The organism is Bacteroidales bacterium MB20-C3-3, assembly GCA_035609245.1.
GTDB lineage: Bacteria > Bacteroidota > Bacteroidia > Bacteroidales > UBA932 > Bact-08.
Genome location: CP141202.1, coordinates 1607272 through 1622358, shown reverse-complemented (window position 1 = coordinate 1622358; position 15087 = coordinate 1607272). Strand labels below are relative to the sequence as shown.

Below are 15087 nucleotides of genomic sequence, written 5' to 3'. Positions count from 1 at the left end.
TTAATTTTTACAAATATAGAAGATTTTTTATCTAATTTAGAGTATGGAAAACTACAGAAGAGTTAACGAACAAGAAATAAGGCAGCTCAAATTGCAACGCTGCCATTCGCAAGACTGGGCAAAGATTTTCGTCCATCCCGATTTTAGGCCTGACAGGGTTTGGGACGCTTCGTTCTCAGGTGAAATAAGGCTTGGCCTGTTTGATTCGGTCTTTGAATTACCAGGCGGAGTTAAGATTCAATCCGGTATTTGCCACGCTAAACTCCATAATGTTTGCGTTGGCAATAACACATGTGTTGAGAATATCCATAACTACATTGCAAATTATGACATTGGTCCGGATTGCATAATTGAGAATGCAGACAGGATTCTTGTAGATTGCTTTACTTCATTTGGAAATGGGGTGGAGGTCTCTGTACTTAACGAGACCGGAGGAAGGGAGGTGCCTATAAACAACAAGCTAAGCGCACACTTTGCTTATATCATGGCCCTTTACAGACACAGACCTGAATTGATAAAAAGGATGAAGGAGCTTGTAAAATACTACGCATTAAAGCACTCTTCAGATAGAGGAAAAATTGGTAAAGGGGTTAAGATCAGCAATACCGGGAACATTAAAAATGTTATTATTGGAGACGGAGCTACAATAGAGGGGGCTCCACACCTTGTTAACGGCAGCATTAACAGTTGTATGGAGGATCCTGTTTACATTGGATATGGCGTGAGTTGTGAGGATTTTATAATCTCCTCAGGAGCGCATTTGGATAGCGGAGCCACAATAAGCAAATGTTTTGTCGGTCAAAGCACAATATTGGGAAGAGGTTATTCGGCAAGTGATACACTTTTCTTCTCAAATTGCCATGGAGAAAACGGAGAGGCTTGCTCTGTGTTTGCTGGTCCGTATACTGTCAGCCATCATAAAAGCAGTCTTCTTATTGCCGGTATGTTCTCATTTATGAATGCAGGATCGGGATCAAATCAAAGTAACCATATGTACAAACTCGGCCCAATCCATCAGGGAATCCTTGAGAGGGGTGCAAAAACAACTTCTGACTCTTACATTTTGTGGCCAGCCAGAATTGGAGCATTTTCGCTTGTTATGGGCAGACATGTTAACAACACCGACACTACATCTCTCCCATTCTCCTACCTGATCGAGAAGGATAATACAACACACCTTATTCCGGGTGTTAACCTGAGGAGCGTCGGGACTATCAGAGATGCCCAGAAGTGGCCTAAAAGAGACCGAAGAAAAGATCCAGTAAAATTTGATCAGATCAATTACAATCTCTTAAGCCCTTTTACCATTCAGAAGATGATAAACGGCCGCGAACTCCTCCTTGAGCTTAGAAGAGTATCCGGAGAGACAACAGACCTCTATTCTTACAAAAGCACAAAGATTAAAAACAGCTCATTGGTAAATGGTATTAAATATTATGAGATTGCTATCCGGAAATTCCTCGGGAACTCAATAATCAAAAGGCTTGAGGGCATAGAATTCTCAAATGAACAATCTATCCGTGAAAGGCTAAAACCCGATACTAATATTGGACTTGGCGAATGGGTGGATATATCCGGCCTCATCGCTCCCAGAAGTGAGATTGAGCACCTGATGAATGGTATTGAGGACAAGAGTATTTGTAAATTAAGAGATATAAATGAATTCATAGAGAATCTCCATTCAAACTACTACTACTACGAGTGGACATGGGCCCATTCAAAAATCAAAGAGTTCTATGAAATTGATCCGGAAGAAATTACCGCAGAACAAGTCCGTGAGATTGTCCTTGATTGGAGGGAGGCGGTAGTTGGATTAGACAGAATGGTTTACGAAGATGCGCGTAAAGAATTCTCTCTAAATGCAATGACAGGATTTGGTGCCGATGGAAACAACGAAGAGAGGCTTATGGACTTTGAACAGGTTAGAGGGGGCTTTGAGAAAAATCCCTTTGTTGCGGCAGTTTTACAGCACATAGATGACAAAACAGCACTTGGAGAGGAGTTAACAGGGAGACTAAATAAAATCAGAGCTGAACGGGGGAGTTGAACCCCCGACCTGCTCATTACGAATGAGCTGCTCTACCAACTGAGCTAGTTCAGCAAAACCCCCGCTTGAGGCGAGGGTTGTTTTTTTCCAGGGACTCTTTTTTACTTCGTTTTAAGCCTCTCACCAGCACTCTCTTTTACTGCTCTTTTCCAAATATCGGAATAGCCCGGCTGTGATGGTGATGCCGGAATATTCTTGCCATTACCATTATCAATAAAGCAGCCATTTGCATCCTGTTTCTTTACATTGCCATCCATAAACTTAACCAGAAGATACTGATCAAGGGCAACCCATTTATCAAAAAGATCCTGTGCAGTTCTTACAGAGTAGTCTGTCAGAAATTCACGAGCCTTCTCTGGAGATTGTTTGTAAAGCTCCATAGCAGCAGCATCAATGGCTGCTGTACGCTCCATTGCGTCAAGTTCGTGTTTGTCTGCAACTTTTTTAACCTCAGGATGAATTCTGTCATAAAGAAGATACGCAAACTGAGCCACTCTGTTAAATATCCAGAATGCAGAGGTAGGTGAATATGTAGTCATATTTCCGTTACCAGTTCTGAAGCACTCAGGGACTCTCAGTGAACTTGAATAGATAGGAGTAAGTGCAGATGTTGAAGCATCGTCAACGCCAAACCAGAAGATACCTCCAACCTCGTCAGGCAGCCAGCTGCGCGCCTGTCCAAGCAGCCAGAACCCTGTTTGTTGTGTAGCAATAGCTCTTTCATTTGTATATCTGGCACCATCTACTTCAAATCCCATTGGCCTCCAGCGATAAGGAAGAGCGTGGCCGCCCGCTCCGATATCTTTTGTCATATCAAGTTCTGTTCCCTCATAATGATCTCTCATTACATCAGCAACCATTTTAACCGTGAGCTTCTCAGCGGGCTTAATGTAAAGGGGCATTCTGTTCTTTGCATTATGTCCCATTGCATAGTCAAGATAATGTGTATAAGGTTTGTCACCAATCATCCCTTTTCCCATAATGTTAAATGCTGCCCAGACTCTGGCCTCACAACCGCGCATTGCACCAAAATCAAGAGGAGCATAGGTATCAGAGAAACTGAAATCTTTATCAGCACCTTTATACCATCCCATCTCTTTTGCGAAAGAGATTACATCCGGTGCATAAACACAGTTTTCAGAATCATTTAAAGGGAAAGTTGTAATTCTGGCCTGATTCGCATGTGCAGATACATATCCGTCCGGTATCCTAACGGCTACCCATACAGCACCTTTATTTAGATTTTTTCCATTTTCCATCTTAACTCCCTTCCCAATCATCTCAAGAATCCAAACCTCGTTTTTATCCGCAATTGAGAATGATTCTCCGGAAGAGTAGTAGCCGTGCTCCTTTACAAGATCAGTCATAATCTTTATGGCTTCACGAGCACTTTTTGCTCTCTGAAGAGTTACATAAATCAATGAACCGTAATCCATAATTCCGTGAGGATCATCAAGCTCCCTTCCTCCAAAAGTTGTCTCTGTAATTATAACCTGGTGTTCATTCATGTTACCTACTGTATAGTAAGTTCTCTCTGACTGCGGAATCTCTCCCAGGTACTTTCCGGTATCCCACTCATAAATTTTCAACATTGTACCCGGAGCAAAGTTATTTGCCTTCTTAAAGTAGAGTTCTCCATAAAGCTGATGAGAGTCTGCAGAGTATGTTACCATTACAGACCCGTCCTTTGATGCTCCTTTGGTAATCAAAAGATTAGTACAAGACTCTCCTCTCCCCGGTATTAAGAGAAAGGCTAACAGAGCTAGTGATGTTAAGATTGATTTATTCATATTTTCAAATGATTGTGTTATATTTACGCTTCCACTGATTACAAAGATAATATTATTTTCTTAGCAATATGAAGAGCAAAATCACCCTTTTTCTGTCGTTATCAACACTAATTCTGTTCTTTGCAAATTATTCTGCATTAGGACAAGAGCCTCAGAAAACTCCTCTGGAGATGGCCTCAGAACAGGCAGACAGACTTCAAAGAGATCTTAAACTTGCAGACCATCAGCTCTTCTATATTGATTCAATACTTCAATATAACTTTCAGGCTCTTACAAACGAAATTGAGGAGATGAAAAAAGCAGGACTACAGTCAAGAGACACCTATTTTAACGCACAGAAAAAATGGGGACAAAAGACAGAAGAAGCTTTTGAAAAGATTCTGGATAAAGAGCAGTTTATCAGATACCTTAAGATATCAGGAAGGTGGAAAGATTATAAGAAAAGAAATGGAATTAAATAGCTAACGGGACTAACACAGCCTTCCTCTCTGCAAAATATGCGGTATATCTGTATCCTTCAGAGACAAGCAATCTGGCTGCCTCCTCAAGCCCTTCGCCAACCCTTTGATAGTCATGGGCATCTGACCCAAGAGTTACTAACTCTCCGCCAATCTGCCTGAAATGCCTGATAACAGCATTATCCAGCACAGGAGATGACCCGTTTCTTACCCTGTATGTATTGGTATTAATCTCAAGTGCTTTACCTCTATAAGCCAGGTGCCTTAAAATAGGGTCTAAATAATCTCCATACTCTTTCATTGTTAGAGATTTATTCAAATAGGGGGAGTATCTTGTTATATAGTCAAAGTGACCCAGGATATCAAAGTCATCATAACCTGTAATACATTGATAAATGGTCTCAAGATATCTCCCGTAGGCCACCTTTTCATTTCTTAAATCGTAGTATTTATCGTGATATGGATCAATTCCATCTACAAAGTGAACAGAGGCAATAACAAGATCAAACTTGAACAGAGAGACAGCCTTTCTGGCACTCTCAATCGCACTGGGCTGAAGCCCCAGCTCAATACCTTTGCCAATAAAAAAACCCTCACGGGACTTAAGTTTATCAATCTTATCCTGTTGCTCTAAAGGGTCAAATGAGAAGTGAGAGTTGTCACCGGGAGCCTCCACATCAAAATGGTCTGTAAATGAAATTCCACCCAGACCTTTTGCCAGGGAAGACTCTACAGCCTCCTCCATAGTCATCCTTCCGTCAGGAGAGAATTCTGAGTGTGTATGAGTATCAAAAAGTTTCAATCTGTTCACTATTTATCAGCACCAAGCCTGGCAACCTTCCAATCTTTATCCTCTTTTATAAATGATATCGAATTATCAATATCCCGGGGAGAAAATGGAAGAGAAAGTTTATAATTAACCATTATTGTGTCTCTGTTTTCGCTTTTAACAACTGATACAATCTCTGTTGTAAGAGTTGATGCCTGCCGTTTTACCATATCCTGAATTGATGGATCAAGGGCCTCAAAACCACTTAACATCTTCGATATCTCTCCTCCAAGAGAATCTGTGCAAAATGTCATAGCTCTCTGGTAATCTCCGTTGAAGTATGCACTAAGAAACTCGTTCGTTTTTACCTTAATATCCTCCTTGTAGTCAGTACAGGCCTGAAGAAGTGAAATGGAAGCAATTATCGCAACTCCAAGTTTAAAAAATTTCTTTTCCATATATCTTTAATCCAATTTGACAACTGTTATGCCTGAGCCTCCCAGCTCCAGGACTTCATCTTTCACTGATAACACCCCGGGGACAACCTTAAGATATTTTCTAATCTCCTCTTTTAGAATCCCATTCCCTTTACCGTGTAATATCTTTACCTCTCCAACCCCCACCATTATGGCATCATCCACAAATCTGCTAACATTTTCAAGAGCCTCGTCCGCCCTCTGACCCCTAACATCAATAGTGGGTTTAAAATTCAATCTTCTCTCAGATATTGAAGCAGAGGAAGAGCTTATACTCCACACAGCCCTGGTTGTCTCTTTAAACTCCTTTGCAGATATCTTCTCTACCTTCTCCAGGGATAACTTGCTAATAATATTTCCTATGGCAACATTAACATCCCTTCCCTCTATCCTGATCACCTCACCTGTCAGATCACTGCCCTTTAATTTAATTTTATCTCCTGCAGAGATTATCTTATCATTAGGTTTTGATCCGAGCACAACTATCTTATTAGCTGCCGCATCCGGATCTTTGGGTCTGTTAACTCTTCGCTCCTCCCTTCTCTCCTTGCGCTTTTTAAGCTGCTCCATCTTTCTCTCTATATGTTCGTTATTTCCGTTTCCGGAATCACTTAACGCCTTAGATGCAAAGTCCTCAAGATCTTTTCTTATAAATCTCGTCTTCTCTTTATCTGCCTGGCTCTCCCTGATCTCCTTTATAGTTGCCTCTATTTTTTTATTTGCCTCCGCAAGAAGCCTCTCCGCCTCCTCTCTGGCCTCTGTGAGAATATTTTTTCTTAAGGCTTTTATATCAAGCAACTCTTTTTCGTATTTCTCAGTAATACTCTCGAGTGTCCTATCCGTACTTTTAATTCTTGCCAGTTTCTCATCAAGCATCCTTCTGTTTCTGGCTATCTTTTTCAGATTCCTCTCCAGATCAACGAAGTCACCTCCCGCCCTCTCTTCTGCATACTTTACAATCTCGTGGGGAAGACCGATTTTCTTTGCCAGTTCAAATGCAAAAGAGCTTCCCGGAACTCCGGTCTCTAGTTTAAAAAGCGGTTTTATATTCTGAACATCAAATTGCATCCCGCCATTGATAACTCCCCTGCTTGTTCCTGCATAAAACTTCAAATTACTGTAGTGAGTAGTAATCACACCAAAACAACCCCTCTCTTCAAGCTCCTTTAGGATTGACTCCGCAATAGCTCCTCCAGCCGTAGGTTCTGTCCCTGCACCAAATTCGTCAACAAGAACAAGAGATTTTTCATCTGCATTCAGAAGAACCTCTCTCATATTTGTAAGATGCGAACTGTAAGTACTTAAATCATTCTCTATAGACTGTTCGTCACCAATATCAATAAAGATTTTAGTGAAGAGGGGGAATTCGGAAATTTCAGATGCCGGGACAAGCATACCGGACTGCAACATATATTGCAAAATCCCCACAGTCTTAAGACACACAGACTTCCCTCCTGCATTTGGCCCGGAAATAAGAAGAATTCTCTTCTCTCCGCTTAATTCCATATTAAGGGGAACTATCTCCTTACCCTCTCTGGAGAGAGCCTTTTCCAAAATAGGATGCCTCCCTCTGACGATTCTTATCTGTCTTTCATCAGTTAAAATGGGCTTCCCGGCACTCATTGAAATAGCAACCCTGGATTTAGCCCTTATAAAATCAATTTTTGAAAGGAACTCAGCTGAAATTATTAAATCCGGTGCATAAGGTCTTAAGAAATCCGAGAACTCTACAAGAATTTTAAGTATCTCTCTCTGTTCTGCAAAATAGAGCTCTTTGACCACATTGTTTAACTCTACTATCTCCATTGGCTCAATAAAGACAGTCTTTCCGGATGAAGACTCGTCCACTACAAAACCAGGTATCTTCCTTTTATTGGCTGCTGAAACAGGTATAAGCATCCTGCCATCCCTTACAGAAACCGATGAGTCCTCATCGGCCAAACCATCGGCCTGAGCCCTTTTTAAAATTGCAGTTATCCTTTTTGAAATCTGACCCTCTTTCTCTTTAATCTCCCTCCTTACAGCCATAAGACCGGGACTTGCCCCATCCCTAATCTCTCCGTATTTATCAACAATGACATCTATGCGCCTTGATACCTCAGGAAAATTCACCACAGGGGCAGCAAGTTTTTTAAGATATGGATAGCTCGCCTCCTTTGTCCCCTTAAAAAACCTTATAATTGCGCCTGTTGCCTCAAGTGATTGCCTCAGCCTAAACATAGACTGAGTATCAAGATAGTATTGCTCTGCCTCCAGCTGTTTCAGGAAGCCGATTGTGTCTACATAGCCATCATTGGGAAATCCAGACTCAAGCATCTGAATAACCCTCATCTCATCTGTCTCCTCAATTGCCACTCTGATGCTCTCTTCATCAGTCATAAATGTAAAATCAGAGGCCATAGACCTTGCAATATTTGTGGAGCATCCTGCCTCCACGGCCCCTCTGATCTTATCAAAGCCGAGTTTATTTTCCAGTCTGGAAAGGTAGTTCATCCAATTATTTATATGAATTTTCAATAGCCAGCCTCAGTTCGTTGATGCTGTTCATACTCTTAATCTCTCCGTTTGTTACAAAGGATATCTCTCCTCTCTGTTCGGAGACAACAATCACACTGGCATCGCTCTGTTCTGTTATGCCTATCGCAGCCCTGTGCCTCATTCCATAATGTGCAGGAATTGAAGGGCTCTCTGAAATGGGAAGAGTACATCTTGCTGCAATTATCTTCTCCCCAAAGATCAGCATTGCACCATCGTGCAAAGGTGTATTTTTAAAAAAGATTGTTTCAATAAGCCTTCTGTTAACCAGGGAATCAATTCTGTCCCCCGTCTCAGCAACAACTTCAAGTGCAGAGCTGTGAGCTAAAACTATAAGCGCACCAGTCTTGGTCTCTGCCATCCGTTTACATGCAAGAGTTATCTCTTCAAGCGTTTCCAGAGAAATTGCTCTTTTTTGTTTACCCATAAATGCCCTTACAAGGCGCATCTGTTTTCTTGAATCAATATACCTTGTTCCAATTCTAAGCAAAAATCTTCTTATCTCCTGCTGAAATAAAATTACAAGGGCTATACCCCCTACTCCAATAATCTGCCCCATTATCTCGCCCAGAAGATCCATATGAAGGGCTTTAACAATAATCCATATGAAATAGAATACCAGAACCCCGGTAAAAATATTCATCGCTGCAGTCCCTTTAATCAGCTTATAAGCCTGATAAATAAGGAGTCCTACCAGAAAAATATCCAGAATATCTATAAATCCTATTTTTATAAAATCGAGCATAACCAGTTTACAAACTTAAAAATATTATTCAACAAATGCGAGAGTTGCAGCACTCACTCTGCATTCTGAAGCGGATAAAAGAGAGGTGCCGCACGCCTCAAGTGTTGCCCCTGTTGTTAACACATCATCTACTAAAAGGATATGTCGTCCGCAGATCTCCTTTTCTCTTGCCAATCTGAAAGAGGCCGATGCATTTCGCCATCTCTCCTGTGGGTTCTTCGTGGTTTGAGAAGAGACAAATAGCCTCTTCTTAAGAGCTCCGCTGATCAAACTGATTCCCATCTCTTTGGAAATAGCCTTAGCAATTACCTCGGCCTGATTGTAACCTCTTGTCCATTGCTTAAAAGGGCTGACAGGAACGGCTGTAACCAGGTCCAAATCACTGTAGAGTCCACTCTCCTTCATTCTCCGGCCAAGAATAGAGCCGAGAAGTGTGCCTATTTCACATCTTCCGTTGTATTTGAGTTCGTGAATAAGCCTTCTGTAAGGGCTGTCATCCCCATAGAAAAAAAGAGAACAGGCCCGTTGAAAATAGACTTTACCCCAGAAAAGCTCCTCTGCCGGATTGTTCCTGTAACTCCAAAAATAGGTAAGCGGAAGTGACGAAAGACAGTCCATGCATATCTCCCTCTCAACCCCACTCAACACCTCTCTGCACACAGGACAGACTCTTGGCAATATCAAATCCGCAATCTCTCTCACTCCGTCTTTATTAACTCTGCTGAAGCAGCCTTTTTTAACTGTTCATCACTCATTGTCATTTTCTCAAACCTGCCCCACTGGTAGAAATATCTTGTACAAATCTCCTCTTCAAGCAGGCTCTTTATCTCATCTCTGTTTTTAAGCAGAGCGCCCCTTTTGTTAAGCTTAACCCTGGATTCCAACTCTTTAAGAGCCTCGTCATAATTGGTGAGCAGGCCCTCTCTCTTCGCTGTCTGAATCATTTTATCAAATTCAACCTCAGATGCTGTCCTGTGATCAAACTCCCTGCTCTCTGCATATTTTACAAACTCCTCAAACTCCTCTTCAGAGAGGGAAAAATCACGAGGTTTAGCAATTGAAATATTCTTTTTAAAAAATTCAACAGAGTAGTCTCTCAGTATATCTCCATAAATAAGAGAAACGGCAATCCTGCTGTAAATCTTTGGGTCAATCTTTACATCAGGGACTATTCCTCCCCCATCGTAAACTGTTCTTCCCAGGCGAGTTTTAAAGGGTTTTATCAGAGAATCCGGAACAAAACCCACGCTTCCATCTTCATTTCTGTTGCTGTAGTCTATTGCCTGAACACACCTGCCGCTTGGGGTGTAATACTTAGCTGTTGTTATCTTAAGTTTGGTATTGTACCCTACATCTCTTATTGATTGAATCAGACCTTTGCCAAATGTTCTTGTTCCAACAATTGTTGCTCTGTCTAAATCTTGAAGTGCACCGGCTACAATTTCTGAAGATGATGCCGAACCTGAGTTAACGAGAACAACAAGAGGAAGTTTGAGATCTACCGGCTCCTCTTTGGTAAAATAGACCGCATCTGTTTGCTGAAATCTTCCCAACGCAGATACCACCTTGGTCCCGGATGGGACAAACAGCGAAACAATATTAACAGCCTCATCAAGCAATCCACCACCATTGCCTCTGAGATCCAGAACAAGCCTTTTTAGCTTTGGATCTTTTTTTAACTCTGTCAAGGCCCGTTTTACATCTTTCCAGCCATCAACTGTAAATCCTGTTATTCGTATATAACCAACCGTATCGGCTATCATACCCCAGTAAGGCACATCAGGCATGTGAATACGCTCCCTTAACACAGTTATCTCCTCCTCTGCTCCTCCACGCAATCTTTTAACGATAAACTTCACAGGAGTTCCGGGAACTCCGCGCATTCTGGACGAACATTGTTCTGTAGTAAGATTTATTGTAGAGGTGGTGTCTACTTTTAAAAGCAAATCTCCTGCAAAAAGTCCAGCTTTCTGTGCAGGCGACCCTTCATATATTTCTGACAACTCTATTCCGTTATCTCTTTTAAGAATTAAAGCCCCAATTCCTCCGTACGACCCGGTAGTCATCATCTCGAGGTCATCTTCATTCTCTTCAGGTATGTAAACTGTATAGGGATCCAGAGACTCCAGCATTGATTCAATACCCTTAAATACAAGCTTATCCAGCTCAACACTATCTACATAGAAGAGAGATAGTTCCCTCAAAACGGAAAACTGTATATCCAGACTTTTACCTGTTTTAAACTCCTTTGACTGGCCGTAAGAGACAAATGTCAAAAGTACTGCTGCGGCGAGTAACGCCGTCTTTATGGTTCTCTTCATATGGTTAAATGGTTACTTAAACACAAATTTAAAGTTTTAGTATCTTTGATGCAACATTCATTTTCAATTATGAAATTACTTTTTGCTACAGCAAACAATCATAAGCTCAAAGAGGCAGAAGAGATACTGGGAAAAGATTTCCAGCTGATTACTCCTTCATCTCTCGGTTTTTCCGGTGATATCCCTGAGACCGCATCAACTATTGAGGATAATTCAATTATGAAGGCCAGGTTTCTCTGGGAAAAATTTGGCATACCCTGCTTCGCAGATGATACCGGACTAATGGTTGACTCTCTTAACGGCAGTCCGGGTGTCTACTCAGCCAGGTATGCTGGTCCTGAGGCTGATTCACAAAAAAACACAAATCTTCTGTTGTCTGAACTCAACGGTATTGACGCAAGAGTCGCCCGTTTTGTTACCATTGTAACTCTGATTCTATCAGATGAAGAGCAGTATCTTTTTGAAGGGAAGCTCGAGGGTTCCATTACATACCACCCTTCCGGGAGGGGAGGTTTTGGGTATGATCCGGTTTTCCTTCCGGTTGGATATGACAAAACTCTTGCCGAACTCTCTCCGGATGAAAAAAATCTAATATCTCACAGAGGAGTTGCAATGAGAAAACTCTCACATTTCCTTAATTTACAAAAGAATAAATGAGCCATAAAACATCTGTTGTTGTTCTGCACAAAACCAAACTTGGTGACTCTTCAATTGTAGTTCACGGTTACTCTTCAGACAACGGAAGATGTGGATTTATTATTAAAAGCAACTCAAAAAAAGGCTCTCTTTCTCTCCTCCATCCACTAGGGATAATTGAGGCAGAAATTTCTGAAAAATCAAAAGGAGAGCTAAGGTTTATTAACAACTTCAGATCTCTTCATACTCTTACAAAACTTAGGGAGAGCGTTATCAAAAATGCAATAGCAATCTATATAAGCGAGCTTATTTTCAGGGGTATTCACGAATATGGACCCAGTCCCGGATTCTTTAATTTTCTTGTTAGGTCAATACTTCTGCTAGACGCAATTGGTGATGATTATGCAAATTTTCACCTTTGGTTTCTTGTAGAGCTCTCAAAGGAGGTTGGATACTCTCCTGCTGACAACTATACTGAAGGATCTCTTTTTGATATTTCATCCGCTTCATTTGTAAATAATCCTGCTCAAGGTACAAAGTGCCTTAACAGGGAGGACTCTGCACTTCTTGATACAATATTAAAACATAGAGAGGAGAGCATTCACATGCTAAAACTTAACGGAATACAGCGGAGATCATTTGCCAGGGAGATGACTACATATCTCTCTTATCACCTTGGTTGCAATTTAAACATTCAATCTCTTGAAATTCTGCATGAGGTCTTCGAATAATATTTAACTTTGCCTTATACATCATATAGACAATGCCCATAGTATCAAAGATATACCGTTTATACTCAGCAAAAAGACTAAGATTACTGGATCAAAACAGAAGAGATCCTGTAAGTTTCCAGAAAAAATGGTTTGAGCACATCGTAAAGCGAGGGGGAGAGACTCAGTTTGGTATTGAGCACAACATACACGAAGGAATCTCGCTCTCTGATTTTCAACAGAGAGTCCCGGTAAGAGATTACGACAAAACAGAAAGCTGGATTATGAGGGCAAGAAACGGAGAGGAGAACCTGCTCTGGCCAGGAACTATAAAATGGTTTGCAAAGTCAAGCGGGACAAGTAACTCAAAAAGTAAATTCATCCCAATTTCTGATGACTCTCTGAATCTCTGTCATTACGATGGCATGCAAAATATGTTATCAACCTATCTTGACAACTATCCAGACTCCCGGCTTCTTGAAGGGATGGCTCTTACACTGGGAGGTAGTGCACGGATAGATGAAGAGGGAAATGGGAAAACTCAATACGGAGACCTCTCCGCAATTCTTCTGAAAAACTCGCCTGTATTGGCTGAGTTCAGGAGAACTCCACCAGCTGAGATTGCTTTGATAAGCGATTTTGAAAAAAAGGTAAATGAAATTTGCAAAGTCTCATCAAAACAAAATGTTACGAGTTTTTCTGGCGTACCTTCCTGGAATCTGATATTATTAAATGCTATTTTAGATTTCTCAGGAAAAAGAGACCTGAGAGATGTATGGCCAAATCTTGAACTCTTTATGCACGGTGGTATAAGTTTTGATCCATACAGGAAAGAGTACTCCAGGATTATTCCTCACACAGATATGAACTACATGGAGAATTACAACGCTTCAGAGGGCTATTTTGCTTTTCAGGATAGCCCAAAAGATAGTTCAATGCTCCTTATGACAAACGGAGGTATTTTCTTCGAATTTATCCCAATGGACAGGTTTGAAGAGACTCTCGCCGGTAATTATAACACTCTGGATACCGTTGAGAGCGTCAAAACTGATACAAATTACGCAATGGTTATCACTACAAACGGAGGATTATGGAGGTATTTAATTGGTGACTCTGTTAAGTTTACCTCTCTTTATCCCCATAAGATAGTTATAACAGGACGCACACAACTTTTCATAAACGCATTTGGAGAGGAGTTGATGATCAGCAATGCCGAGAAGGCTCTAAGTAATGCTTGTGAACAAATTGGGTGCACAGTTGAAAATTATACTGTAGCCCCTCTTTTTATGGAGGGAGGAAAAAAAGGATCTCACCAGTGGATTATTGAATTTAAAACACCCCCTGATGACGAAATCATCTTTGCGGAGATACTTGACAATGAGGTATGCAAAGCAAATTCGGACTATGAAGCTAAAAGGGCAAACAGCGTAACTATGACCAGACTTTCTCTTGTTTCTCTGCCTGAAGGGTCCTTCTATAAATGGCAAAAATCAAAAGGGAAGCTGGGAGGACAAAACAAAGTACCCCGATTGAGTAACTCCAGAACGATTGCAGACGAACTGCTTGAATACAGAAATATTTGATTTAGCCGTGATAAGAGGACTTCAAAAGGAAATAGAGCTATTCATCCAAAATAGCAGCAATAGCAACAAAGACACGGTTTTTCGCAAACTTGCGATGGATCTCTTCAGATATCAGGTTGTTAATTGCGCCCCCTATGCAGAATTTTGTACATTATTAGGCATTGGCCCTGATGATGTGTCTGACATTGATGGAATTCCCTTCCTGCCGGTAAAGTTTTTTAAAAGCAAAGATGTATATTCCGTTAAAACTCCTCCGGAAATTGTTTTTACAAGCAGTGCGACAACAGGTATGATCCCATCCAGACATCCTGTTTCAGATCTCTCATTATACGAACTAAGTTTCCTGGAGGCATTCCGCAATTTTTACGGGAATCCGGAGGATTTCAACATACTTGCATTGCTGCCATCATATCTGGAGAGAGAGGGGTCATCACTAGTCTACATGGCAGAACGGCTAATCAAAGAGAGTAAAAGCGAATACAGCGGCTTTTACTTATACAACTTTGACAACCTAGCCGATAATCTCATCAAACTCAGAGAATCTTCCAAAAAAACAATTCTTCTGGGAGTAAGTTTTGCTCTTGTTGATTTTGCATCGTCATTTAATATAAATTTTCCTGAGCTGATTATCATGGAGACAGGAGGGATGAAGGGAAGAGGAAAAGAGATGTCCAGAGAGGAGATTCATAATATAATAAAAGGGGCATTTGGGGTTGAAAAAGTCCACTCGGAATATGGCATGGCTGAACTTCTTTCACAAGCATACTCATATGGAGATGGAGTATTTTCCACTCCACACTGGATGAAATTTCTTCTAAGAGACTTTACGAATCCACTTAAGATACTAAATGACTCTGAGATAGGCGGGCTTAATATAATTGATCTCTCAAATATTAACTCCTGCTCTTTCATTGAAACCGAGGATATTGGAGTTAAAAAAGCCGGCAATCTTTGGAAGATTCCCGGCCGAATTACCAATTCAGAACTCAGGGGATGTAACCTTTTGTTAGGCTGATA

At 41.1% G+C, this 15087-nt stretch carries 13 protein-coding genes and 1 tRNA gene; 6 read left to right on the top strand and 8 right to left on the bottom strand.

The features are described 5' to 3' along the window. Nucleotides 1–43 precede the first annotated feature (43 nt). Complete coding sequence (locus U5907_07365) at nucleotides 44–2047, top strand: DUF4954 family protein (GenBank protein WRQ32396.1); 2004 nt, start codon at nucleotides 44–46, stop codon at nucleotides 2045–2047. On the opposite strand, the gene U5907_07360 is transcribed toward U5907_07365, so the two are convergent. Then, a tRNA-Thr gene (locus U5907_07360) sits at nucleotides 2029–2101 on the bottom strand. The genes U5907_07365 and U5907_07360 overlap by 19 nt on opposite strands. A 47-nt stretch (nucleotides 2102–2148) precedes the next feature. Continuing rightward, nucleotides 2149–3837 carry a C69 family dipeptidase gene (locus U5907_07355; GenBank protein ID WRQ32395.1) on the bottom strand — a complete coding sequence of 563 codons (1689 nt, stop codon included), beginning with the start codon at nucleotides 3835–3837 and terminating at the stop codon, nucleotides 2149–2151. A gap of 68 nt (nucleotides 3838–3905) precedes the next feature. Between U5907_07355 and U5907_07350 the strand changes: the two genes are divergently transcribed. Then, nucleotides 3906–4298: a hypothetical protein gene (locus U5907_07350; GenBank protein WRQ32394.1), complete on the top strand. Its 393-nt coding sequence runs from the start codon at nucleotides 3906–3908 to the stop codon at nucleotides 4296–4298. On the opposite strand, the gene U5907_07345 is transcribed toward U5907_07350, so the two are convergent. Genes U5907_07345 through U5907_07320 form a run of 6 tightly spaced genes read right to left on the bottom strand, consistent with a single transcriptional unit; the run spans nucleotide 4291 to nucleotide 11141 of the window. Then, entirely contained in the window at nucleotides 4291–5106 is an 816-nt protein-coding gene (locus U5907_07345) for a histidinol-phosphatase HisJ family protein (protein WRQ32393.1), read from the bottom strand. The two genes, U5907_07350 and U5907_07345, sit on opposite strands and share 8 nt — an antisense overlap. Further along, a complete protein-coding gene (locus tag U5907_07340; GenBank protein ID WRQ32392.1) occupies nucleotides 5106–5522 on the bottom strand; it encodes a hypothetical protein in 417 nt (138 codons plus the stop codon). The genes U5907_07345 and U5907_07340 overlap by 1 nt, the downstream gene beginning before the upstream one ends. 6 nt (nucleotides 5523–5528) lie before the next feature. After that, entirely contained in the window at nucleotides 5529–8033 is a 2505-nt protein-coding gene (locus U5907_07335) for a Smr/MutS family protein (protein ID WRQ32391.1), read from the bottom strand. Between the two features lie 4 nt (nucleotides 8034–8037). After that, entirely contained in the window at nucleotides 8038–8820 is a 783-nt protein-coding gene (cdaA, locus tag U5907_07330; GenBank protein WRQ32390.1) for a diadenylate cyclase CdaA, read from the bottom strand. Nucleotides 8821–8844: 24 nt separating this feature from the next. Further along, nucleotides 8845–9522 carry a phosphoribosyltransferase family protein gene (locus tag U5907_07325; protein ID WRQ32389.1) on the bottom strand — a complete coding sequence of 226 codons (678 nt, stop codon included), beginning with the start codon at nucleotides 9520–9522 and terminating at the stop codon, nucleotides 8845–8847. Next, on the bottom strand, nucleotides 9519–11141 hold the full coding sequence (locus U5907_07320) for a S41 family peptidase (GenBank protein ID WRQ32388.1): 1623 nt from the start codon (nucleotides 11139–11141) through the stop codon (nucleotides 9519–9521). Before U5907_07320 ends, U5907_07325 begins: the two co-directional genes overlap by 4 nt. A gap of 69 nt (nucleotides 11142–11210) precedes the next feature. Between U5907_07320 and rdgB the strand changes: the two genes are divergently transcribed. From rdgB to U5907_07300, 4 genes are all read left to right on the top strand, one after another. After that, complete coding sequence (gene rdgB, locus U5907_07315) at nucleotides 11211–11798, top strand: RdgB/HAM1 family non-canonical purine NTP pyrophosphatase (protein ID WRQ32387.1); 588 nt, start codon at nucleotides 11211–11213, stop codon at nucleotides 11796–11798. Beyond that, nucleotides 11795–12508 carry a DNA repair protein RecO gene (gene recO / locus U5907_07310; protein ID WRQ32386.1) on the top strand — a complete coding sequence of 238 codons (714 nt, stop codon included), beginning with the start codon at nucleotides 11795–11797 and terminating at the stop codon, nucleotides 12506–12508. The genes rdgB and recO overlap by 4 nt, the downstream gene beginning before the upstream one ends. 32 nt (nucleotides 12509–12540) lie before the next feature. Continuing rightward, entirely contained in the window at nucleotides 12541–14070 is a 1530-nt protein-coding gene (locus tag U5907_07305) for a GH3 auxin-responsive promoter family protein (protein ID WRQ32385.1), read from the top strand. A 94-nt stretch (nucleotides 14071–14164) separates the two neighbouring features. Continuing rightward, nucleotides 14165–15085, top strand: coding sequence for an acyltransferase (locus tag U5907_07300; protein ID WRQ32384.1), 921 nt, complete (start codon nucleotides 14165–14167; stop codon nucleotides 15083–15085). The last annotated feature ends 2 nt before the right edge of the window (nucleotides 15086–15087 follow it).

Bases quoted from the DNA above. Each gene is read 5' to 3' on its own strand.
- U5907_07305 (WRQ32385.1), top strand. From the start codon at position 12,541: ATGCCCATAGTATCAAAGATATACCGTTTATACTCAGCAAAAAGACTA.
- U5907_07365 (WRQ32396.1), top strand. From the start codon at position 44: ATGGAAAACTACAGAAGAGTTAACGAACAAGAAATAAGGCAGCTCAAA.
- U5907_07355 (WRQ32395.1), bottom strand. From the start codon at position 3,837: ATGAATAAATCAATCTTAACATCACTAGCTCTGTTAGCCTTTCTCTTA.
- recO (WRQ32386.1), top strand. From the start codon at position 11,795: ATGAGCCATAAAACATCTGTTGTTGTTCTGCACAAAACCAAACTTGGT.
- U5907_07335 (WRQ32391.1), bottom strand. From the start codon at position 8,033: ATGAACTACCTTTCCAGACTGGAAAATAAACTCGGCTTTGATAAGATC.
- U5907_07350 (WRQ32394.1), top strand. From the start codon at position 3,906: ATGAAGAGCAAAATCACCCTTTTTCTGTCGTTATCAACACTAATTCTG.
- U5907_07320 (WRQ32388.1), bottom strand. From the start codon at position 11,141: ATGAAGAGAACCATAAAGACGGCGTTACTCGCCGCAGCAGTACTTTTG.
- rdgB (WRQ32387.1), top strand. From the start codon at position 11,211: ATGAAATTACTTTTTGCTACAGCAAACAATCATAAGCTCAAAGAGGCA.
- cdaA (WRQ32390.1), bottom strand. From the start codon at position 8,820: ATGCTCGATTTTATAAAAATAGGATTTATAGATATTCTGGATATTTTT.
- U5907_07340 (WRQ32392.1), bottom strand. From the start codon at position 5,522: ATGGAAAAGAAATTTTTTAAACTTGGAGTTGCGATAATTGCTTCCATT.
- U5907_07300 (WRQ32384.1), top strand. From the start codon at position 14,165: ATGGATCTCTTCAGATATCAGGTTGTTAATTGCGCCCCCTATGCAGAA.